This is a genomic window from Variovorax sp. (genome assembly GCF_965279555.1).
Classification (GTDB): Bacteria; Pseudomonadota; Gammaproteobacteria; order Burkholderiales; family Burkholderiaceae_C; genus Variovorax.
Genome location: NZ_OZ257247.1, coordinates 2,287,922 through 2,309,097, shown reverse-complemented (window position 1 = coordinate 2,309,097; position 21,176 = coordinate 2,287,922). Strand labels below are relative to the sequence as shown.

General features: G+C 69.3%; 13 protein-coding genes. 8 read left to right on the top strand and 5 right to left on the bottom strand.

Annotated features, from left to right (window positions below):
• Positions 1 to 46 precede the first annotated feature (46 nt).
• From ACQY8B_RS11025 to ACQY8B_RS11010, 4 genes are all read left to right on the top strand, one after another.
• A complete protein-coding gene (locus tag ACQY8B_RS11025) occupies positions 47 to 418 on the top strand; it encodes a FecR/PupR family sigma factor regulator (RefSeq protein ID WP_422086744.1) in 372 nt (123 codons plus the stop codon).
• On the top strand, positions 415 to 13,176 hold the full coding sequence (locus ACQY8B_RS11020; RefSeq protein ID WP_422086743.1) for a filamentous haemagglutinin family protein: 12,762 nt from the start codon (positions 415 to 417) through the stop codon (positions 13,174 to 13,176). The genes ACQY8B_RS11025 and ACQY8B_RS11020 overlap by 4 nt, the downstream gene beginning before the upstream one ends.
• 120 nt (positions 13,177 to 13,296) lie before the next feature.
• Positions 13,297 to 13,917 (top strand): RNA polymerase sigma factor, encoded by a 621-nt coding sequence (locus ACQY8B_RS11015; RefSeq protein ID WP_422086742.1) that lies wholly within the window; start codon positions 13,297 to 13,299, stop codon positions 13,915 to 13,917.
• A 58-nt stretch (positions 13,918 to 13,975) separates the two neighbouring features.
• A complete protein-coding gene (locus tag ACQY8B_RS11010) occupies positions 13,976 to 14,614 on the top strand; it encodes a transposase (protein ID WP_422086741.1) in 639 nt (212 codons plus the stop codon).
• A 9-nt stretch (positions 14,615 to 14,623) separates the two neighbouring features.
• On the opposite strand, the gene ACQY8B_RS11005 is transcribed toward ACQY8B_RS11010, so the two are convergent.
• Positions 14,624 to 15,067 (bottom strand): type II secretion system protein N, encoded by a 444-nt coding sequence (locus ACQY8B_RS11005; RefSeq protein WP_422086740.1) that lies wholly within the window; start codon positions 15,065 to 15,067, stop codon positions 14,624 to 14,626.
• Positions 15,068 to 15,175: 108 nt separating this feature from the next.
• On the opposite strand from ACQY8B_RS11005, the gene ACQY8B_RS11000 reads away from it, so the two are divergent.
• From ACQY8B_RS11000 to ACQY8B_RS10985, 4 genes are read left to right on the top strand one after another with little or no spacing between them, the layout of a single operon-like run.
• Positions 15,176 to 15,661: a prepilin-type N-terminal cleavage/methylation domain-containing protein gene (locus ACQY8B_RS11000; protein ID WP_422086739.1), complete on the top strand. Its 486-nt coding sequence runs from the start codon at positions 15,176 to 15,178 to the stop codon at positions 15,659 to 15,661.
• Complete coding sequence (gspI, locus tag ACQY8B_RS10995; RefSeq protein WP_422086738.1) at positions 15,658 to 16,041, top strand: type II secretion system minor pseudopilin GspI; 384 nt, start codon at positions 15,658 to 15,660, stop codon at positions 16,039 to 16,041. The genes ACQY8B_RS11000 and gspI overlap by 4 nt, the downstream gene beginning before the upstream one ends.
• Entirely contained in the window at positions 16,042 to 16,659 is a 618-nt protein-coding gene (locus ACQY8B_RS10990) for a PulJ/GspJ family protein (protein WP_422086737.1), read from the top strand.
• A 58-nt stretch (positions 16,660 to 16,717) separates the two neighbouring features.
• On the top strand, positions 16,718 to 17,212 hold the full coding sequence (locus ACQY8B_RS10985) for a protein tyrosine phosphatase (protein WP_422086736.1): 495 nt from the start codon (positions 16,718 to 16,720) through the stop codon (positions 17,210 to 17,212).
• Positions 17,213 to 17,229: 17 nt separating this feature from the next.
• On the opposite strand, the gene ACQY8B_RS10980 is transcribed toward ACQY8B_RS10985, so the two are convergent.
• The 4 genes from ACQY8B_RS10980 to ACQY8B_RS10965 are packed head-to-tail and all read right to left on the bottom strand — an operon-like array spanning position 17,230 to position 21,104.
• Entirely contained in the window at positions 17,230 to 18,342 is a 1,113-nt protein-coding gene (locus ACQY8B_RS10980; RefSeq protein WP_422086735.1) for an alginate O-acetyltransferase AlgX-related protein, read from the bottom strand.
• Positions 18,343 to 18,347: 5 nt separating this feature from the next.
• On the bottom strand, positions 18,348 to 19,742 hold the full coding sequence (locus tag ACQY8B_RS10975) for an MBOAT family O-acyltransferase (protein ID WP_422086734.1): 1,395 nt from the start codon (positions 19,740 to 19,742) through the stop codon (positions 18,348 to 18,350).
• A gap of 7 nt (positions 19,743 to 19,749) precedes the next feature.
• Positions 19,750 to 20,430 (bottom strand): cell division protein FtsQ, encoded by a 681-nt coding sequence (locus ACQY8B_RS10970; protein ID WP_422086733.1) that lies wholly within the window; start codon positions 20,428 to 20,430, stop codon positions 19,750 to 19,752.
• Entirely contained in the window at positions 20,427 to 21,104 is a 678-nt protein-coding gene (locus tag ACQY8B_RS10965; protein WP_422086732.1) for an SGNH/GDSL hydrolase family protein, read from the bottom strand. The genes ACQY8B_RS10970 and ACQY8B_RS10965 overlap by 4 nt, the downstream gene beginning before the upstream one ends.
• Positions 21,105 to 21,176: the final 72 nt, after the last annotated feature.

Below are 21,176 nucleotides of genomic sequence, written 5' to 3'. Positions count from 1 at the left end.
GCGAAATTAATTTACGGGTTGCCCCGCGCAGGCTCGTCATGGAGGTATGGAACCGACGCCTCTTGACGACCGGACACGCAACGCTCGCAGCGACGACACCTGCCTGAGCGAGGCGCTGGACTGGATCGTGCGCCTGAACCGTCTTCGCATCAGCGAGGCGGAGATCCAGGCGCTGGGCATCTGGTGCGCGCGCAGTGCCGCGCACGCGCGGGCGTGGCGCCAGGCCATGGCCTTGTGGCAGTTGCTGCTGCCCGTTGCCCGCGAGCTTCCGCAAAGAAAACACCGCCGCGGCGCGGCCCGCCATCCGCGCATCGCCCGCAGGGCGGGCGACATCCGACCCTTCGATCGCAGTGCCGAAGCCGGCGCCGCGCCAGACACACCGTCTTCGCACTTTCGTCCCAGGCAATCATGGTCTTGAATCCGCACACCACCCGTTCGCGCCGATCAGCGGCAGCGCAGACCCGCGAATCCGCCAGTGGCGGCGATTTGCTGTTGACGCCGTTGTCGCGCTCCGTGGCCGTGGCGCTCGCCGCGTTCGGTGCATTCGGCCCCGCGCATGCGGGCCAGGCTTTCAGCCCTGCATGGTTTGCGGACAAAGGCGCGGCGCAGGCCGGCGCGGTGCAGAGCGGCCGCCTGCCCAACGGCATGCCGGCCTCGAACCTGACGAATCCGACGGCACAGCAACAGCAGGCCAATGCCCAGCTGCAACGCTCTATCAGCAACCTGAGCCTGGCAGCGCAGGCCATCGCGGCGCAACAGGCCGGGCAGGCGGCGGCGCGCGATGCAGCCCTGAAATCTCCTTCTTCCGTGCCCGACGGCCTTGCCGACGGCGGCTTGAAGGTCGACACCAACAGCCTCACGGCCGGCTGGCAGAACGCCAATGCGCCGGTGCAGTCGCAGCAGGCCGACGGCCGCACGAACGTGGCGATCCAGCAGACCGGCGACAAGGCCATCCTGAACTGGGAGACCTTCAACGTCGGGCGCAACACCACGGTCGATTTCAAGCAGCAGGCCGACTGGGCCGTGCTCAATCGCGTGAACGACCCGGCCGCGCGGCCTTCGCAGATCCAGGGGCAGATCAAGGCCGACGGCACGGTGCTCATCGCCAACCGCAACGGCATCGTGTTCAGCGGCAGCAGCCAGACCGACACACGCAACCTGGTGGCCGCCGCCGCGCGCATCAGCGACGAGCAGTTCAAGGCCCGGGGCATCCACAGCGCGAAGACCGGCGACAGCTACGCGCCGAGCTTCACCGAAGCGGGCGGGGCGGTGCAGGTCGAAGCGGGCGCGCAACTCGCGACGCGCACACCCACGTCAGTGAAGCAGGGCGGAGGCTACGTGCTGCTGATGGGGCAGGAGGCAAGCAATGCCGGCACAATCACCACGCCGCGCGGGCAGGCGCAGCTTGCCGCCGGCGATTTCTTCATCGTGCGGCCCGGCCAGGGCACGGCGGCCAACAAGGCTTCCAGCACGAGAGGCAACGAAGTGGCACCGCAGTTCGGTGCCGACAGTACGGCGGGCCTGGTGGTCAACACCGGCTTGCTGCAGGCCCCGGAAGGCGACATCACGCTGGCCGGGCGCAGGGTCGTGCAGGACGGCGTGGCGCTGGCGACCACCACGGTCGACACGCGCGGCACCATCCACCTGCTGAGCTCGGCAAGCGACAAGCTCGGCAGCGTCACCGTCACGCAGCGTGCGCTCAACGCAGTGCTGCTGGACGACAAGAACGGCCGCACCGCGCTGGACAGCCAGCGCGATGCGCTGATCACCGAATCCGCCCGGCAGGACAGGCAGCAGGCCGCGTCCGGCGCCTTCGACAATCTTTCGCTGCTCGACGATCGTCGCGATCTGTCGCGCATCGAGATCGTCTCGGGCGGCAACGTGCTGTTCGAGGGCGGCTCCGCCACGCTGGCCACCGGCGGGCAGCTTGCCGTCAGCGCCGGCAAGACGGGGGGACGCAGCACCGTGGCGCAAGGCGCGCGGCTCGACGTGTCGGGCGCGGTCGGCGTGCAGGTGGCCATGTCGTCCAACAACGTGAAGATCGACATCCAGGGCAACGAGCAGCGCGATGCGCCGCTGAACCGCGACACCTCGATGCTGAACAACGCCAACGTGTGGATCGACCGGCGCAAGCTCACGCGCGTGGCCGCCGGCACGGGCGGCTACGACAAGGAACGCTGGTACACGCCGGGCGGCCTGCTGGAGGTCGGCGGCTATCTCGGCCTGCAGGGCCACGGCATCGGCGAATGGGCGGCGCAGGGCGGCAGCGTCACCTTCAGTGGCGGCGAGCTGGTCACGCAGGCCGGATCGAACATCAACCTCTCCGGCGGCACGCTCGACGTGCAGACGGGCTTCATGCGCCAGAGCTGGCTCAAGGGCGCCGATGGGCGGCTCTACGAAGTCTCGAACGCACCCGCCGATATTTCCTACACCGGCCTCTACAAGGGCTTCGAGGACGAGCACAAGCGCTGGGGCGAAAAGACCACGGGCTATTTCTACAACCCGCTCATCGGGCCGCAGCAGCGGCTGGAAAACGGCTACACGGTGGGCCGCGACGCGGGCCGGCTGGTGGTTGCCACCGGCGCCGCGGTGATCGAGGGCGATATCACCGCCAACGCCTACCAGGGGCCGCGTCAGTCGGTGAAGCGCGACGCTTTACTCGATGGCTATGCCCAGTCGCAAAACGCGGCAGCCCAGCCTGCGCAACTGATCCTCGGCAGCTACACGACCCGCTACAACGAGGATGCCAAGCTGGGGCCGGTCGGCGTCACGAGCAATGTGACCCCCACCTTCGAACGCATCGTGTTCGACCATGAGCAGCCCGAACTGGCTGCCAGCCTGGCGCCGGGCGATGCGTTGCCGCAGGCGCGCCAGGAAGCGCTGTATCTGGACAGTGAACGGCTGAGCGCATCCGGGCTCGGCTCGATCGTGGCGCTCGGAAGCAAGAACGTCACGGTGAACGGTGCGCTCGCGGTCGCGCCGGGGGGCAGCATCGCGCTTCATGCAACGCAAGTAGCCGTCAACGCCGATCTCACGGCGCGTGGCGGGTCCATTGCGCTGGGCAACGTGGTGGGCGGCTTCGCCGCGGTGGGCCTGCCGGTCGAGGCCATGCTGCCGGTGGCCGAGAAAACACCGGTCGAAGTGATCGTGGCAAAGGGCGTGACGCTCGATGCGCGCGGCCTCTGGACCAACCTGCAGCTCGACCCGGGCAACAGCCAGGGCCTGCCGTACCTCGACGGGGGTTCGGTGTACATCCGCAGTTCGGGCGCGGTCACGCTCCAGAACGGTTCGCTGATCGACGTGTCTTCGGGTGGCGCCGTGCTGGCCAATGGCAAGACGCGCGGCGGACGCGGCGGGGACGTGACCCTGTTCGCCGATGTGCAGTCGTCGACGGCCTCGATCGGCGGTGTCCTGACTGTCGATGGCGATGTTCGCGGCTATGGCGTCAACGGCGGAGGAACCCTGCGGATGGCGTCGGGCACCGGCACCCTCATCGGCGGCAAGGACGCAGGTGCGGGAGGCAGCCTGCGTGCAGGCGAGGCGGCAACCACGGACCTGATCCTGCTGCAGGACTACCGGGTCCACGCCGGCGACATCCTGCCGGTGGACTACAGCTACGTGCGCAACCTTGCCCGGCCGGGCGAGGCCGTGGCCTCGACGCCGCTCTTCAACACCACCACGAGCGCCGTCACGCTCGCGGCGGACTGGAAGCTGCCCGACGCCGTAGGCAACAGCAACGCTTCGTACACCGTGTCGGCCATCATCAACGGCCGCTCGCGCTCGTTCGTGGCCTACGCGAAAGATGATCCAGGTGGACGCGAGACCGCGACGATACCGGCGGGCGCCAAAGTGACCCGGCTCATCAACGACCCCATGTTTCCTCTGGACTATGTGGTACCGGCGGCCGTGTTCCCCACCGGCGTACCGATCACGCCCGAGACCTTGACGGTCTCCGCCGGGCAAATTGCGCCGGCCGATTTCACGGTGGCGAGCGGTGCGCGGCTGGTGGCGGGCAGCGTGCTCAGCCAGACGGTCGACGTTCGCGCGAACGCGAGGATCGACCCGGCACTTTTCCAGTCGGGCTTTTCCCGCTACGACGTCAATGCTCACCTGGGACTCGTGGTGGCCGACAACACCCGGTTGAATCTCGCGATGCCGGTCTATCGCTTTCCCGCCGCGGCCAGGCAGGCTGCCACCGGCACCGATCCCGCGCGCGCGCTGGAACTCTGGACGCCGCCGGTGTGGACCGAAGACCCGGTGCAGGGTGTGCTCACGCAGCGCGGCGGTGCCAGCCTGGTGCTGCAATCGACCACGGGCTCGGGCAAGGCGATCGTCACCAGCGGTCCGGTCGATGTCAGGCCGGGCGTGGAGATCATGGTCGATCCGGGCCAGTCGATCACGCTTACGGGGCGCGATGTCACGGTGGACGGCACGCTCAGTGCGCCGGGCGGGGCGATCGCCATCGACGGCGGCAGGCAGGGCGGGCCGCCTCGCATGATCTGGATAGGAGACCACGCCGTGATCGACGTGGCGGCGCGCGCGGCAGTGGCGCAAGACAGCTTCGGCCGCACTTACGGGCGCGTTGCAGATGGCGGAACGATCAGCGTCGGTGGCGCGCTGGACTGGGAGAAGACGGGCGCGGCCGATGTCCCGGAAGCCTTCGTCGTCGTGCGTCCAGGCGCGCTGCTCGACGCATCCGGCGCCAGCGCGGTGCTCGCGCGTGGCGCCGGTGCCGCGACGCCGGTAACGGTGGCCAGCAAGGGCGGCTCGATCATCCTTAAGTCCGGCCAGGGCCTGTACCTGGACGGCACGCTGCGCGCGGCCTCGGGCGGCGCCGGGGCGGCGGGCGGCACGCTGGCCCTGGCGCTGGAATCCACGGCCTACCCGACCGCGACCACCCGGGGCGATGTCTTGCGGCATCGCGAACTGGTGGTGGCGCAAGCGCAGGGCGACAGCCCGGTGGCGGCGGCGCAGACCATGTCGCAGGCCAGGAGCATCCTGCGCACCGGCACCGCGCGCGTGGGCGTGGACCGCATCGAGGCAGGCGGCTTCGACAACCTGTCGGTGCTTGCGCACGGGCCGCTGGCGTTCGACGGCAACGTGTCGCTGCACATGGCGCAGAGCCTGCGGCTGTATGCAGGCACCTATGCGCATGCCGAGAACGCGGCCGCAGGTTCGAACGTCTCGCTCAGTGCGCCTCATGTCCGGCTGGCGGGCGTGACCGCTCTTCCTGGCGACGGCAACACGCTGCCCCAGGCCAACTGGTCGAACGGCCCTTCGCAGCAAGCCGCCGATGGACGCTTTTCGGTCGAGGCCGACCTGATCGAAAGCCGCAACGTGGTCGGCTTCGGCACCCATGCCGATATCGGCCTGTACACCTCGAAGTACACGGTGGACCGGCGCGGTTTCGCGAATGTCGAGATCACGAGCCGTGGCGAAATCCGTTTCCTTGCGTCCCCTCAGCCGGTGACTGCGCTTGCGACGGCACTGGAGACGCCGGGCAACCTGACGCTGACCGCCACGCAGATCTACCCGGTGACGGGTGCGGATGCCCGGGTCGTCGCAGGCTATGCGCTGCGGACAGTGGATGGAGCGAACGTCGAGGAATTCGTCCCCGGAACCGTCCTGTCCATCCGGCGCTCCGGCGACGGCGCACCTGCCATGCCGGACGCGGCATTCGGCCGTCTCTGGCTGAATGCCGAGACCATCGAGCAGGGCGGGGTCGTGAGGGCACCGCTGGGGCAACTGGTATTGGGCTCCGATGCGACCTCGCGCACGACCGCGCGAGTTAACCTTCTGCCCGGCAGCGTCACATCGGTCAGCGGCGCCGGGCTGGCAATGCCTTACGGCGGTACCGTCGATGGACTGAGCTATCTCTACAACGGCCAGCCGTTGGTCCTGGACGGCGTCGGTTCGCCGATGCGCGGTATCCAGCTGGCGGCCAGCCACGTGGATGCGCAGGCCGGCTCGGTCCTCGACCTGTCGGGCGGAGGCACGCTGGCCGGCGCTGCTTTCGTGAGCGGCCGCGGCGGCTCGGTCGACATCCTCACCACGCCCCTGGCCAATGCCAATCCCGCCAACCGCTACAGCAGTGCCGGCAATGCCGTGTACGCCATCGTGCCCGGCAACAAGGCGAGCTATGCGCCGGTGTCGCCCGAAGCCGGTTTCGGCGCGCCGGGCATCGGCCAGCAGATCACCGTGCCCGCCGGGGTGCCCGGGCTCCCGGCCGGCACCTACACGCTGATGCCCTCGAACTACGCACTGCAGCCTGGTGCGTTCCGGGTGGAAATCGGCGCGGTGGACCGCCTTGGCCTTCCGGGCGTCACGGGCGTCGGCAACGGCTCGTACGTCGCGGCCGGTTACCTGGGTACCGCCAACACCTCGTTCCGCGAGGCGGTGGCGAACCAGATCGTCGTGACCCCGGGCAGCAAGGTGCGTGCGCATTCAAGCTACAACGAAACGGACTACAACGCCTTCGCGCTCGGGGAGGCCGCGCGGCGCGGTTTCATGCGGGCCATGCTCACCTCGGACGCGAAGACGCTCGACATCTTCCTGGCCAAACCGGCCGAGCTCGATGAGGAGCGCACCGGCCTGAGGTTCGACGGGGAGTTGCGCCTTGGCGCGCAGGCCGGCACCCAGGGCTTCGCGGGAACGGTGAATGTCCGCAACGTTCGCGAGATTCTGGGCGCCGGACAGGCCGCGGCAGAAGGCCTGGAGGGCGCCTCCGTTCATGCGGACGAACTGAACAAGCTCAACGCGCCGCGCCTGGTGATCAACGGCAGCATCAGCTCTGCATATGGCCAGCGCGGCCGCCTGGTCTCCATCCTGGGCGACGGTGAACTGATCGTGCGCAGCGGCGCCAGCCTTTCGGCAGGCGATGTCATCCTGGCAAGCAGCCCCAGCTTCGTGGGCGATCAGGCCATCACCATCGAGGAGGGGGCGTCGATCAGCACCATCGGACGCGGGCGCGGCGGCTTCGATTCGAGCTCCGGCTATGTCTTCAACGGCAATGGCGTGCTGGCCCTGTCCAACGGCTGGTTCGACCTGCGGCTGGGGAAGGACGCCAACGCGCCGACCAACACGGTCGCGATCAATATCGGCAGCTGCGTGAGCGCGGCCTGCGACGGCACGACCCGGCTGCTGTCCGAAGGCACGCTGGCCATCGCCACCGAAGGCGCACTGACCCTGGCCAACAATGTCTCGTACGGCACGCGCAATCTGTCGCTGGCATTGGCCACGGTCAACCTGGGCGAAGACCGCAGCTTTGCCGCGGCAAGCGAAGCCGGGCGACTGCCGCGCGGCCTGCTGCTCAACCAGTCCAGGCTCGACCGGCTCCTGGCCGGCAACACCGCCACCGGCGTGCCTGCGCTGGAGACGCTGATCCTCAATGCGCGGGATGCGGTGAACGTCTTCGGGCCGGTCAAGCTCGACGCCTCCAGCCTGAGCCGCTTCGTGCTCGGCACGCCCGCCATCTACGGCTATGGCGGGTCGGGCGACATCGCCGCGATCCGCGCCGGCGAGTTCGTCTGGACGGGCTCGCAGGCCGTGCCCGGCGCCGCCATGGCCGACCAGTTGGGTAGCGGAACCCTCGACATCGCGGCACGCCGCATCGTGCTGGGCTACGGCCCCAACACCCAGCCGGACAGCACCGCAACCGATGCGCGACTGGCGCTGGGCTTTGCCGACGTGAAACTGACCGCCACCGAAAGCGTCACTTCCGGCGGCAAGAGCTCGCTGTCCGTGTACCAGCAGCAGGACCCCTATGTGCCCGGCGAAGGCTATTCGTACAGGGGCGGCAATCTCGCCATCACCGCGCCGGTGCTGACCGGGCAGTCGGGCTCGAAGAACGTGATCACCGCGGGCGGAGTCATCACCGTTGCCAGGCCCGAAGGCGCCGATGCAACGGCATCGGTCGACGCGCTGGGCGCCACACTGGAACTGAGGGGGAAGAGCGTCGGCCTGGAGGGCAGCATCGTGCTGCCCTCCGGCAGGCTGGTGCTGGCGGCCAACGATGACGTCGTGCTGGGCAACGCCTCGCGCGTCGATCTGTCGGGCCGGAAGGTTTCGCTGTTCGATGTCGACAAGTACAGCTGGGGCGGCGACTTCGTGCTGTCCAGTGCGGCGGGCAACATCACGCAGGCGGCGGGATCGGTCATCGATGTTTCGGCGCGCTTCAACCGGGGCGGCACGGTGGAGGCCACCGCCCTGGGCGCAAGTGCGGGCCGCGTCGACCTGGCGGGCGCAATCCGGGGAAGCAGCAGCGGCACTTACGACGCGGGCGGCACGGTCGTGCCCTACGGCGCGGCCGAACTGACCGTGCGCGCCCAGACCCTGGGCGACTTCGCCGGCCTGAACAACCGGCTGAACGAAGGCGGCGTGACCGGTGCACGTCGCTTCCAGATCAAGCAGGGCGACCTTGTCGTGGGCGACGGCGTGAAAGCGCGCGAAGTGTCCATTGCGCTCGACGGCGGCAGCCTTCGCGTGGACGGCCGCATCGATGCCAGCGGCTATCAGGTCGGTTCGATCCGCCTCGCGGCCAAGGGCGACCTCACGGTCAACGGCACGCTCGATGCGCACGGCACCGGCCTGCGCGTGGACAGCTACGGCAAGATCATCGACAGCCCGAACCGCGCAGTGGTCGACCTCACCAGCAGCGAAGGCATGTTGACGCTGGGCAGCGGTGCGCGCATCGACCTGCGCGCCGGCACCGATGTTCCCGTGGGCAACGCCGCAGGCCAGAACGATGGCCGTCCGCGCGGCACGCTCGACCTGAATGCGCCGCGTGTCGGCGGCAACGATGTGGCGGTCACGGTCAATGGCGCGCCTGTCATCCAGGGAGCGAAGACCGTCGGCGTCAATGCCTTCCGCCGCTACGACGACGCGCCGCTGGCCGATCAGTCCGATGTGTCGGGCTACAAGCCGCAGCTCATCACGCAGGACATGCTCGATCGCATCGACGGCGACAGCCAGGCCTTCATCAATGCGGCGCTGGGCAACACGGCTTTGAGCCGCCGCCTTGCGGGCCTGGGCAGCTACCACCTGCGCCCCGGTGTGGAGATCGTCAGCAACAGCGCGACCAACCCGCATGGCGATCTCACGGTGTCCGGCGACCTGGACCTGTCGGGCTACCGCTACGGCCCCGACGCCAACCCCGCCGTGCGCGGCTCCGGCGAGCCGGGCCGGCTGGTGATCCGCGCCGCGGGAGACCTGAGCATCCACGGCAGCATCAACGATGGCTTTGCGCCGCCAGCCGCCACGCCGGACGACAACGGCTGGCAGCTCACCACCGGCACCAGCGCACTGGGTGGAGACATCGTGGTGCCGATCGACGGCGTGGTGCTCGACGTCGGCACGAGCTTCCAGCCCGGCGCGGTACTCAACTACGCCATTCCGGTGGACGCCATGACGCTGCCGGCCGGCACCGTGCTGCCCGTGGACACCGTTCTCGCGGGCGCGCTGACCTTGTCGGGCGGGACCGTGGTCGCGGCCACCATCTACAACGCCGACGGCTTGCCCGTCTACGCGGCCGGCTCCGTGCTGGCTGCCGCCGTGACGCTCGATGCCGGCATGCGCCTGGGCGCCGGCACGGTGCTGCGAGGGGATGCGGCCGTGGCCGCAATGACCTGGCCCAAGGGCGTGGCATTGCCGACGGCCATGGTGACGACGGAACAGGTCGCGCTGATGCGCGGCTCGCGCATACCGTCGATGACCGCGGTGCAACTGCCGGACGGCCTGCCGGTCAATCTGCGGCCCGTGGTGGATGGTGCGCAGGGCCGCAACTGGGCCGTGGCGCCGATGCTGGGCGAGGGGACCGCCTCCTGGGACCTGAAGCTCGTGGCGGGTGCCGATCGTGGCTCGGCCGACCGGCGCGCGCTCGACCCGGCTTCGAGGGGCACCATCAGGCTGGCCGACTCGCACTATCTCGTGGACCCCAACAGCACGGGCGTCGCCGACGGCAGTTCCATTGCACCCTCTGCATTCAGCGTGGTGCGCACCGGCACCGGCGACCTGGAAATGATCGCGGCCGGCGACATCCGCATGGATTCGCTCTACGGCGTCTACACGGCCGGCTCCGCCACGCCCGCCGATGCCGCATACCTCCGCAGCCGGAGCATGGCGCCCGACGGCACCTCGATCGGCGCCCAGTTCGATGCATTCGGCTACGGCGCCAGCCTGGCGGACTACCGCGCCTGGTATCCCGACCAGGGGGGCAACGTGCTTGTTTCCGCGGGCGGCAACCTGGTGGGCGACATCTCCGGCGCGCAATCGTCGAGCGTGGTGCCCGGCAACTGGCTGTGGCGCCAGGGCTCAGGCAACGCGGGCATCGACACCCCGATTCCTGCCGCCTGGTGGATCAACTTCGGCACCTACACCTATGCCGGAAGCGATGCAATGACGCCCGACCTCGTCGGCTTCACCGGAATCGGCGCGCTGGGCGGCGGGGACGTGAAGGTGCGCGTGGGCGGCGAGGCCGGAACCATCGGTCTGCGCGGGTCCACGGCCGCCAACCTGGGCAAGGCGGACCGCAGCGAAGGCCTGGTGGTCGCGGTGGGCAGCACGGGCCGCGTGGGCGCCGACGGTTCGCTGACCCTGACAGGCGGCGGCGACATCGACATGCGCATTGCCGGTGCCCTCAATCCGCAACGCAAGCTCAGCGACGGCGCCGAAAAACTCGTGCTCACCGGCGCCATCGCCAATCTGCGGGGTGCCACGCTGGTCAGCGCGGCTTCGATCGGCAGCGTGGGCCTGCAATATCTGGCGAGCGACTTTGCGTTCTCCGACCCCATCGACGCGCGCGGCATCGACCCGTTCAAGGCGACGTACGCCAACGCCCGCGGCGGCATCAATCTCGTGCCGGGCGACACGGCGGTCTATCTGCAGACGCTGGGCGACCTGGCGCTGGGCGCGGCGGCGGACCCGGGGCGCAGCACCACGCCGAACAGCTCGGCCTTCTCGCTTGGCGGGGCAGACTTCACGGCAGGCGGGCAAGGCTGGTTCAGCCTCTGGACCGGCCGCAGCGCGATCAATCTCGTTTCCGCTGGCGGCAACCTGACGCCGAGCATGGCGATCGGATTCAACAGCGACCGCATCAAGACCACGTCTACAGATGCCTGGATCGTGTATCCGTCCATCTTCCGGGCGGCCGCGTTGACGGGCAATTTCCACTACGGCTATGCGGCGCTCCCGCCTGCCTTGTGGGCGCCCGAGCAGATCAGCTACGGCCTGACCCTTGCGCCATCGGCCCGGGGCGAGCTGGAAATGCTGGCGGGGGGATCGATCTACGCGGGGCAGTACTCGGTCGGGATGTCCGGCTCCGGTACGCCTTTGCCCACGCCGTTCAATCCCGCATTCGTGGGCCAGCCCGACATTGCCGGCGACATCCTCGTCACCAATGCCTCCGCGGACGGAACGGCCTTCTCGGGCAGCAGCTTCTCCCGCACCTTCAACGGCCCCGTGCTGTTCGCCTTCGGGGCGAACACGGCGTCAGTGAGGCTCGAGCGCGCGGCGGACGCACCGCCGGCGCGCTTCTATGCGGCCGGCGGCGACATCATCGGGCTCAAGACGGGTGAAATCGTGAGCTTCGAGGGAGACGGTGCGCCAGCCACCGGCTACAACGCCGCGGCGCCGGTTCGCATCAGGGCGGCCCGGGACATCGTCAACACGGGCGATGCACCCGGCTTCCTGAACGTGCGCGGCCCGGAACTGGGCGGTGGCAAGCTGCATGGCAACCTCATCGTGCACAGCAACCCGACCGACGTCTCCATCGTCTCGGCCGGACGCGACATCCTCTACGCCAACTTCGACATCGCCGGCCCCGGCACACTCGAAGTCTCGGCTGGCCGCAACCTGCTGCAGGAAGCCAGCGGCGGCATCACGTCGATCGGCCCGATCGTGCCGGGCGACACGCGCCCCGGCGCTTCGGTCGCATTGATGGCCGGCATCGGCGCCTCGGCGCTCGACATGTCCGCGATCCGCGCGCGCTACCTCGACCCGTCGAACCGCGCGGAAGCCGGCACGCCGCTGGCGCAGCAGCCGGGCAAGGCCGCGAAGACCTACGAGACCGAGCTGGCTGCATGGCTCCAATCGCGCTACGGCTTCAGCAGCAAGACCGCGCAAGAGTCGCTCGCGTACTTCGACGCGCTCGCACCCGAGCAGCAGCGCATCTTCCTGCGCGAGGTCTACTACTCCGAGCTGCGCGCCGGCGGCCGCGAGTACAACGACGCCACCAGCAGCCGCGCGGGCTCGTACCTGCGCGGCCGGGAGATGATCGTCACGCTGTTCCCCGAACGCCCGCGCAGCGGCGACATCACGATGTTCGGCGGCTCGGGCGTGCGCACCAATTTCGGCGGCGACATCGAGATGCTGGCACCGGGCGGCAAGATCATCCTGGGCGTGCAGGGCGCGGTGCCGCCGGCCACCTCGGGGGTGCTGACGCAAGGGCAGGGAGACATCCGCCTGTACAGCGAGGACAGCCTGCTGCTGGGCCTTTCGCGCGTGATGACGACCTTCGGCGGCAGCATCCTGGCGTGGTCCGCCAAGGGCGACATCAACGCCGGGCGCGGCTCTAAGACCACTGTGCTGTTCACGCCGCCGAAGGTGGTCTACGACAACGTGGGCAATGTCGAGATCTCGCCGCAGGTGCCGAGTTCGGGCGCGGGCATCGCGACGCTCGCGCCCATCGCCGAGGTGCCGCCCGGCGACGTCGACCTGATCGCGCCGCTGGGCACCATCGACGCGGGCGAAGCCGGCATCCGGGTGTCGGGCAACGTGAACGTGGCGGCCTTGCAGGTGGTGAACGCGGCGAACATCCAGGTCAAGGGGCAGTCGGCGGGCCTGCCGGTGGCGGCGGCGGTGAACGTGAGCGCGCTGGCCAATGCCAGCGCCGCGGCATCGCAGGCAACGGTGGCGGCGCAAGAGGCCCTGCAGCGCGATCGCGCCGCGGCGCGGCAGGCACTGCCTTCGGTGTTCACGGTGCGCGTGCTGGGCTTCGGCAACGAGCCGGCGAGCGGCGGTGGCTCGAGCGACGACAACAGCGGCAACGGCAACAAGCCCTCGGCCACGCCGGTCAGCTACAACCCGCGCAGCGTTATTCGCGTGCTCGGCGGCGGGGGCACGCTGCCGCCGGCCGCGAGCCGGCAACTGACGGACGAGGAGCGCGCCAACCTGCAACGCTGATCCGCGTCCGGCGCCGCCCACGCGTGGCGCACCTGTCGTCCCTCTTTTCCCAAGGCCCGGCCTTGTCCGCCGCCGGCGATCCCGGCCGGCGAGCAGGCCGGGCGTTCAGCGAAAACCAACATGACCCTCGACACCCAGGCGATTCGCAATGCGCCGGACCGGTTCTCCGGACTGCTTTCATCGTTTTCCTCGCGCACGCCGCTGCCGCTGGCATGGCGGGCGTATGAGGAGCGCATCGAACGCATCGAGCTGCCGACCGCCCCCGAGGTCGACTTGCAGGCGCACCTGACGGCCAACTACCAGTCGCTGCACCGCCGGCTCGAGCGCCAGTTCGGCTGCGCCGATCTGGCAAGCGAATGCCTGCACGACGCATGGCTGCGCCTGGGCGAAAGGCAGCCGAGAGAGACGCCCGCGAACCCCGACGCCTACATCTACCGCGTGGCCTGCAACCTCGCGATGGACGGCATGCGCGAGCGCAAGCGCTGGATGGGTCTGAACGAAGATTGCGAGGACGTCGACGTGATCGCCGACCTGCAGCCCGGGCCCGACATGATCGCGGAGGCGCGCTCCGAGGTGGCGGCGCTCGACCGCGCGATGCAGCGCCTGCCGGGGCGCCACCGCTCGGTGCTGCTTGCATTGCGATGGCACGAAATGTCGCGGCAGGAAGTGGCGCGGCGCCACGGGGTGTCGCTGCGCAAGGTGGACACCGCGCTCAGACAGGCCCTGGGCGTGCTGCGCTGATGGAGCGCCGCCGCCGCGCGTCCTGTTGCATGGTCATTCAGGAAGTGGAGGGAGTCAGATGATGAAGTGGATGTCGCCCCTGCGGGTCACGATGCAGGAGCTGGATGCGAAGCTCTCGAAGATCGTCGAGCGCGCGCGCGAGGAACCGGTCGCGGTCAACCGCTACGGCTCGCCCTGGGTCTGGATCGTGAGCCACCATGCCTGGGTGCAGGCCGACAACCTGCGCGCGCTGGTGCCGCAGGGCCACCCGCTGGTGCCGCTGCGCGACCAGGTCGAAGATGCCTTGCGCTACGAGCGGGACCTGCTGGCCGACCTGGAGCGCCAGCACGGCATCACGGTCGGCGCCGCGACACTGTTCAAGTGCCTGATGCTGCAGATCATCTATTCGCTGGAAGACGGCGAGAAGGTGCACGAGAGCCTCACCTACAACATGCTCTTCCGCTGGTTCGCGGGCTTCGAGAAGTTCGCCGACGAGCTGCCGGCGCGCGCCCGGTTCACGCACGAGCTGAATGCGGTGGGGGCTGACGCGCGCGCGGTGCGCATCATCACGCGCTGCCTGTCGCACTCGTTCCTGCCGGAGTCGGGCGACGGCGATTTCAGAGTGAATCGCGGCTTGTTGCATGCGCTGTCGGCCTGGGCTTCCGCGGCGCCCGGCACGTTGGGGCCGGATGCAAGGCCGCACGCCGTGGCGCGCTAGATGCCCGGGCTAGCGCGCGGGGCGGGCGATGCCCGGTGTCGCGGGCTGCGGCAGCACGGGTGCGGCGATGCGCTCGGCAACGCCGGCCTTGTCGATGACCACCGCGTCGGCCTCGATGGACTTGAGAGTGACCGAGCGCGCCAGCGTTTCGCCGACACGATAGGGGCGGGCGGCACCGTCGTTGACGGCCAGCACCGCCACGGCCTGGCCGTTGCCCTTGATGAGACCCTTGACCGCGACATTCGCGCGCAGCTCGCCGGGGCCGAACCATGCGGCGAGTGCATCAGCGGTCGGGTCTGCCTGGGAGCTTTGCATCGGTGCGGCGGGCGCCTGCTGCGCGGGGCGGGCCAGCAGCTTGCCCCAGGTCACGAAGCCCGCCGCCACGAGCAGCAGGCCCGCCGCATGAACGATGTACTTCGCGGATGCCGCGGACGGCTTGAACGGAAAAATCACGGCAGCTTCCTCGGCGGGCTTTGGAGTGTCGTGTCTATCACAGGGGCATTGGTGTTTCGTGTCAGGCCCTTCATGGGTGCATCACATGCGGTGCCTAGCATCGCCGCCATGAAAGTGCGCAACCGCGAGAGCGGCTTCTCGCTGATCGAACTGATGGTCGTGATGGTCATCGTCGGTATCGCGACCGCGGCCATCAGCCTCAGCATCGCGCCCGATCCGGCGCAGGAACTGCGGCGCGATGCGCATGAGCTGGTGCGGCACTTCGCGGTCGCACAGAACGAGGTGAGGGTCGATGGCCGCGTGATCGCATGGCAGGCCGACAGCGAAGGCTACAGCTTCGCGCGCGGCACCTGGCAGCCGGTGCCCGGCAGCGCGATACCCGTGGTGTCGACGGCGGGCACGCTCGACACCTTCGCGCGCGACGATGAACTGCGCCCCCGGCAATGGCGCGAAGGGCCGGTCGAGGTGATACCCGCACGGCCCGTGCTGCTCACGTCCGAGCCAATCGGCGCCGAATGGCAGTTGGCGCTGCGGCGCGGCGATGTCACCGTCACCGTGCGGCGCGATGCGGCCGGCGGCTACGAGGTGCGATGAGCATGCGCACGCCGCGCCGCATCAGCACCGGCTTCACGCTGATTGAAGTGCTGATCGCGCTGACCATCGTGAGCGTTGCGCTGGCCGCGATCGTGCGCGCGTCGAGCCTCACGATCTCGAACCTCGGGCTTCTGCAGCAGCAGTCGCTGGCCATGCTGTCGGCCGAGAACCGCGTGGCGGAGCTGCGCATTGCAGCAGGCCCGATGGTGCCGGGCACCGCCAGCACGCCGTGTCCGCAGGGCGGCGTGCGGCTGGTCTGCCGGGTCGAGACAGGGGCCGTTGCCGACGGACTGCGGAACGTGACGGTGGACGTTTACCTTGCGGAAGAAAACGGCCAGCGGCTGGCTTCGCTGCAGACGCGCCTGGCGGAGCCTCGCTAGATGCAAGGCACCCGCAACCGGCAGCGCGGCTTCACGCTGATCGAAGTGATGATCGCCATCACGCTCATGGCGGTGCTGAGCGTGATGGCCTGGCGCGGCCTCGACAGCGTCACCCGTGCCAACGCCATGCTCGAGCAGCGCACCGACAACATCGCCCGGCTCATGCGCGCGCTCGACCAGCTGGAGCGCGACGTTGCGCTGCGAGCCACCACCGAACTGCCGCCCACTAAGGCCGTCGACCTGCTGCCCGCCGCGATGACGGCGCGGCGGCAGGCCGAGCTCCCGTTCTTCGTGGAGATCGTGCGTGCCGCACCCGCCGCGCCGGGCTACTGGCAGCGCGTGCAATGGTGGCAGCGCGGCGGTGCGCTCTATCGGGCGGCGGGTCCGGCGGCGGCGGCGTTTCCCTTGCCGCCGCCCGATGAAAAGGCGCGCGTTGTGGTGCTGGAGGATGTCTCCGCATTCCAGTTGCGCGCCTGGGAGCCGGGGCAGGGCTGGCGCAACCTGCCGGCCGTGGCGCCGGCGCGCGCAACCGCGACCGGGATCGAACTCGTGCTTGGCATACGGGCAGAGGGGGAGAGCGGGGCGCAGAGTTTCCGGCGGGTCTTCGCGCTCGACTGATTGCAGTGCGCGATGGGACATGGCACAACCCTGCCGCGCCTCGCTATAGTCAACGATCATGCAAAAACGAATCGGCGTGATCTTCGTCTCTCGACGAAATTCATTGCGCAGCATCCTGGCAGAAGCATGCCTCTCGCACCTGGACCCCAAGCGGTTCTCGGTTTCTTCCTGCGGCCAGCCCGGGCACGTCGGGCGCGAGTTCCATCCCGCGGCCATCGGCGCTCTTCACAGCGCCAGCATTCCAGTTCCACACAGGCAGCCGCGCAGCTGGGACGAGCTGATGCGCGGCCACCCCTCCGGCGTGGATTTCGTCATTGCGCTGGACGCGGCCACCGAGTCGCTGCAGCCTTCCTGGCCCGGCCAGCCCGATGCGGCGCTGTGGGCTTACCCGGACGTGGCCGCCGAGGCCGACCTCGAGCAGGTCGCGCATGCGGCGGTGCAGATGCTGTTCTCGCTGCGCCGCCGGCTTGAGCTGCTCGTAAGCCTGCCGATGCAGGGCGCCGACCGTGCGGCGGTGCGCTCCGACGTGCGCGACCTGGGCTACATGCGCTGAAGCGCGCCGGCGCAAGCTCAGCGAGGCGCGAGGGGCCGCCGCATCCACTCCCTTTCCGGCTCCGCGATGGGCGATTCGAGTGCCCGCTCCGGCACTTCCCAGACAACGGCGCGCGGCGGGTTGTCTGCGAAGGCCGGGCCCGAAAAGTAGCGTCGGGCGGCGCCGGAGAAGTCGCCGCCATCCATCGCGAAGTCGGCGACCAGCGACTGGCCGGCGAGCTGAAGGAAAGGCCGGAAGTTGGCGCGCCGCGAAAACGAACTGCCGATCAGCACGATGGACGGCAGCGCGGTGTTGCCGAACAGGTCGGTGCTCTCGCTGCGGGTCTCGACGGTCGATTGCCAGTCGGTGTCGGGCGCGGGCTTCAGCGACGGCGGCAGGCCGTCGATGCCCGCCAAATGCACGAGGTCGCCCCATTCGGTGACGGCCTTGCGGGATGCGACCACGGAAGGCACCGGCGCGGCGTCGAGCACTTGCATGCGCCGCAGGCGTTCGGCCACGGCTTGCGCGGCGAGCTGGCTGCCGTGTTCGGTCCAGTGCGTGTCGGTTTTCAGGAAGGGCGGGGGCGCTGCGCCCGCGAGCACCGGCGCCAGGTCGAGCACGGGCACGTTCGCGGCATCGAGCATGGCTGTCCATTCGCGCACCCGTCCTTCGAGTTCGGGCGGGCGCCGCAGCCGGCTGAGGTGCGCGCTTTCGATTCGGCTCTTGTCCGGCACGACCACGACCAGCAGCGCGATGCGCCGTGCAGCAAGTGTGCGGGAGATGTCCGCGATGGTGGCGGCACGGTCACGGGCATTCGCAACGCGGCCGGCGTGAACGCGCAGTTCCTCGTCGAGGAAAAGCCAGTCGCCTTCGCCCCGATGCACCTCCGCGCCGAGATCGCCCAGCAGTAGCCAGCTTGCCTCGCGCTGGTAGCGCGCGAGCGTTTCGGTCAGCGGTGTCGTGACCAGCGTCTTCGTCAGCGTGCGCCGGGCTGCGGCATCGTCCAGCAGCGAAGCGTCGGCGCGAGCCAGCGCGCCGGGCATGTTCGGCAATGCGGCGACGAACGCTGCACCCAGCGAGGCGATCAGCACGCCCGCCGTCGTCCAGCGGAGCAGTCCACGCAGTCGCCGGTTGGTGCGCGCTGTTGCCATGCCGGTCAGAACTGGAAGTAGAGGAACGGCACCGTGCCGCGGCTCGACACCAGCGCAAGCGACAGCAGGAAGCCGGCAATCGGCGCCAGCGTCGCAAGCACCGCGCCGCCATTGCCCGCATGCCGCCGCGCGCCGACCAGGGCCGGCGCGAGCACCCAGGCAATGCCCAGCAGATAGGCCAGCACCACGGGCAGCCGCAGCATGTTGGACAGCGCCGCCCCCAGCGCCAAGCCGTGCGCGCCGAACTGGCCGGCCAGCATGTCGCAGGCGACCGCGAAGTCAGGCGAGCGGAACAGCGTCCAGCCCAGCATCACGAACAGCATCGTCACGGCGTGCGCGAGCGGCGCGGGCAGGCCCAGCCCGCGTGCGCGGCACAGGTGCACCACGCTCAGGCCCACGCCCTGCGCCAGGCCCCAGTACAGGAAGTTCCAGCTGTCCGCGCCGTGCCAGAGCCCGCCGATGGCCATCGTCAGCATCAAGTTCAGCACCGTGCGCCGGGCGCCCTTGCGGCTGCCGCCGAGTGGCACATAGAGGTAGTCGCGCAGCCAGGACGACAGCGAGATATGCCAGCGCCGCCAGAACTCCGCCAGGTTGCGCGCAAGGTAGGGCCGGTCGAAGTTCTCGGGAAAGCGAAAGCCCAGCATCGCACCGATGCCGATGGCCATCGCGCTGTAGCCCGCAAAGTCGAAGAACAGCTGCAGCGTGTAGGCCAGGCAGCCGAGCCATGCATCGGCCAGGCTGGGGTGCGCGGACGAAAAAACCTGCTCCACCACCGGCGAGAGCGTGTCCGCCACCAGCACCTTCATCGTCATGCCGATCATGAAGCGGCGTGCACCCGTGGCGAATGCCGACGCATGCACGGCACGGTGCGCGAGGCGTTGGCGGACCCAGTCGTAGCGAATGATCGGCCCCGCGACGAGGTGGCCGAACATCGCCAGATAGGTCGCGAAGTCGATGGGCCGGCGCTCCGCCGGAAACTTGCCGCGATGCACGTCGACCAGATAAGAGATCGCCTGCAGCACGGTGAACGACAGCCCGATGGGCAGCGAGATGCGTTGCCATTCCAGCGGCATCGCGCCGGCATGCAGCAGGGCCGCGTTGAAAGTCTCGACCACGATGTTGGCGTATTTGAACCATGCGAGCACGCCGAGGTTCAGCACGATGAAAGCCACCAGCATGCCGCGCCGCCCCGGCCCCGCGCGCTCGACCAGCAGCCCGCCCACCCATGCCAGCGCCGTGAGCGCTATGAACAGCAGCAGGAACAGCGGGCTCCACCAGCCGTAGAACAGCCAGCTGGAGAGCAGCAGCAGCGTGTTCTTCGCGCGCGCCGGCGTCAGCGCATACAGCAGCAGGAACGCCGGCAGAAAGACCGAGAGGAATTCGAGCGATGCGAAAACCACGGCCCGGTCAGCGCGCGATGCGGTCCTGCAGGCCCATCAGCCGGCTGCCCTTGCCGGCGGGAACGAGGAACACGCTGTAGCGCTGGCCCGCCTGCAGCGAGCCCAGGTCGACCGTGCCCTCGACGGGCTGGCCGTTGCAGGTGGCATGCACAGCCAGCTTCACCGGGTTGACGGCGCGGCGCGCGTTGGCAAGCGCCGCCTGGTTCTCGAAGATGGCCGCGTTGCCGGTGCTGGCCAGGAGGCCCGCGGCGGTGCAGCGCGCGTCGGCGTTGTAGAACGCGAGCGAGGCGCGCAGCGGATCGAAGGTGGGTGGCGGCTCGGTGAAGCTGGTGCCGGCAATTTCGCCGTTCGCGCCTTGCCATGCCAGCACCGACGCCGAGCCGCCCGACGGCACGCGCAGCGTGATGGCCATTTGCCGCTGGCCGTTTTTCCAGTAGCCGGTGACCGGCGCGTCGGAGCGCACGGGCTGGTAGTCGGTGATGGGTGCCGAAGGCGCCACCACCACGCTGGCCTTTGCGGGGCCGCCGCTTTGCACCGTGAGCGCTTGCGCCCCGGCGTTGACGAATCGCACCAGCGCCAGGTCTTGCGACGGGCCCGTGTCATACAACTGGGGCGCGGCACCGGCCACGGCGGGCAGCAGGGCACCGAGCAGCGCACGGCGCCGCACCATCAGAGCGGCGCGCCTCATGGCCGCGGGGTGCCGGCGGCAGCGGGCGCCAGGGGCAATCGGGCGACGGCCTTGGCGATGGCGCCACCCCAGGCGCGGTAGCCGCTCGCGTTGAAGTGCTGCCCGTCGATGGTCGGCCATTGGCCGCGCGTGGACATTTCCAGTGAATCGATGAAAGTGCAGGGCGCCACATTGGTCGCGAGGAAGCGGCTCACTGTTTCGGCGCGCGCGTAGGTCTTGCCGTACTGGCCGCCTTCCTGCCCCCATGCGGGGCCGACCCATGCGCACTTGGTGCCGGTGGCCGAAATGGCGCCGGTGAGCGCGCTCACCTGCTGCCAGACCCAGTTCATCGGGAAGTCGGCTTGCCGGTAGGCGGCCATGGTGTCGCCGAGCACGATCAGCACCAGGTCCGGGTGCTCGGCCTTGATGAGTTGCGCCACCGCGGTCGTCTTGGCCCGGTTGCCGGGGCTCACGACCGCCGGCTTGTTGCCGATGCGCTCCGCGCTTCCGCAGGAGCCGGGCTTGGACACCGTCCAGTCGTAAGGCTGCACGCCGCACACGCCGATGGAATGCACCTTCGCGCCCTGGCGCTGGAGATCGTCATGCAGCGACGACATCAGGTAGCTCGGCTGCGACAGATGACTGTCCCCGATGATGAGGATGGAAAGACCGGCAATTGCCGCTGCGAGTGCCACCGATATCCCTTTCGTTTTCAAGGCCGGAAAATGTACCAGCCCCGGTGGCCCGTTCCACGCAGCGCGCAGCGG

What these genes read in the sequence shown, in the direction of transcription:
- ACQY8B_RS11025 (WP_422086744.1), top strand. Translation starts at nt 47, where the DNA reads ATGGAACCGACGCCTCTTGACGACCGGACACGCAACGCTCGCAGCGAC.
- ACQY8B_RS11015 (WP_422086742.1), top strand. Translation starts at nt 13,297, where the DNA reads ATGACCCTCGACACCCAGGCGATTCGCAATGCGCCGGACCGGTTCTCC.
- ACQY8B_RS11010 (WP_422086741.1), top strand. Translation starts at nt 13,976, where the DNA reads ATGATGAAGTGGATGTCGCCCCTGCGGGTCACGATGCAGGAGCTGGAT.
- ACQY8B_RS11000 (WP_422086739.1), top strand. Translation starts at nt 15,176, where the DNA reads ATGAAAGTGCGCAACCGCGAGAGCGGCTTCTCGCTGATCGAACTGATG.
- gspI (WP_422086738.1), top strand. Translation starts at nt 15,658, where the DNA reads ATGAGCATGCGCACGCCGCGCCGCATCAGCACCGGCTTCACGCTGATT.
- ACQY8B_RS10990 (WP_422086737.1), top strand. Translation starts at nt 16,042, where the DNA reads ATGCAAGGCACCCGCAACCGGCAGCGCGGCTTCACGCTGATCGAAGTG.
- ACQY8B_RS10985 (WP_422086736.1), top strand. Translation starts at nt 16,718, where the DNA reads ATGCAAAAACGAATCGGCGTGATCTTCGTCTCTCGACGAAATTCATTG.
- ACQY8B_RS10980 (WP_422086735.1), bottom strand. Translation starts at nt 18,342, where the DNA reads ATGGCAACAGCGCGCACCAACCGGCGACTGCGTGGACTGCTCCGCTGG.
- ACQY8B_RS10970 (WP_422086733.1), bottom strand. Translation starts at nt 20,430, where the DNA reads ATGAGGCGCGCCGCTCTGATGGTGCGGCGCCGTGCGCTGCTCGGTGCC.